The organism is Variovorax sp. 20P10.2.4, from assembly GCF_058244205.1.
Window position 1 is genome coordinate 1 of the sequence record NZ_JBZAYE010001198.1, and the last position, 1,027, is coordinate 1,027.

Annotated in this window: 1 protein-coding gene; it reads left to right on the plus strand. The window is 69.9% G+C overall.

The annotated features are described in order from the left end of the window. Positions 1–192 precede the first annotated feature (192 nt). A complete protein-coding gene (locus AC27VN_RS42260) occupies positions 193–942 on the plus strand; it encodes a hypothetical protein (RefSeq protein ID WP_296781261.1) in 750 nt (249 codons plus the stop codon). Positions 943–1,027: the final 85 nt, after the last annotated feature.

Here is a 1,027-nt window from a genome sequence, read left to right on the forward strand (position 1 = left end):
AGCTCTGGATATTGCTGCCGCGCGGCCTGGCGGTGGCGAGCGCCGCCGTGTCCTCGGCGATCCGCACGCGCGGCGCGCCGGTCGGCGCCGGCCTCGCGCAATGCCTGGTGCCGACCGAGGGCGTCTGCGAGGACGATTGAGGAGATGACAGCGTGAATGCCGCCACGAGGCCCGGCCCCGGCCGTTGAATCCATGCAGGAAACGCTGTCGTCCGAGGAAAGCGGAGAACTCGTGCGCCTGTGGCGCCGGCGCCAGACGCTGACGTCGAACGACATGGGCCGCATGTACCGCATCGTGGGCGACGCGCTGGTGGCCTGCAATCCGCCCGAGCTGCAGGTGCTCGGCGAAGGGCGCCAGGAGCTGGTGGCGCAGTTCATCTACGTCAAGGTGCTGCGGCTCGATGCCGATCCCGACGAGGCCGAGGAGCGCGCGGGCCACAGCGCGCCCTCGACCGCCTTCGCGCTGTGCGCGTACTTCCGCCGCTACCTGATCGACTGCACGCGCTCGGCCGCCTTCAAGCGCAAGCTGTCGATCGGCGACCAGATCACCGAGGCCCAGCTCGAGGACGAACTGGGCGCCGACGAGGACCTCGAGGGCTGCCTGGCCGAGCACGGCCTCAGCAGCCTCGCGGTGCAGCAGGCGGCGCGCGCCTTCATCGCCGAGCTGCCCGAGCCCGAGCGCATCCTGCTGTGCGAGGGCTTCGGCAGGGAGGCCGAGGGCGGCCTGTCGGGCATCGCCTCGCGCCATGCCATCGCCTCCTACCACTATCGCGCGGGCCGGCTCGGCCTGGTGCACAAGCGCGAGGGCCTGACCGCCGACTACGCCAAGACCCGGCTCGGCGGCTGGCTCCAGGGCACGCTGGGCATCGCCATCGAGGCCGACAACATGGCGGCGATCCTGCAGGTTTTCAAAATCCTGGGCGCTGAAGCGTCTTATGCCTGAAGACATAGCCATTCAGGAACAGACGCCATGACCACCCATCTCTGGCCACCGCTCAGCGCGATCCGCAGCGCCTTCGAAACCGGGC

What these genes read in the sequence shown, in the direction of transcription:
- AC27VN_RS42260 (WP_296781261.1), top strand. Translation starts at nt 193, where the DNA reads ATGCAGGAAACGCTGTCGTCCGAGGAAAGCGGAGAACTCGTGCGCCTG.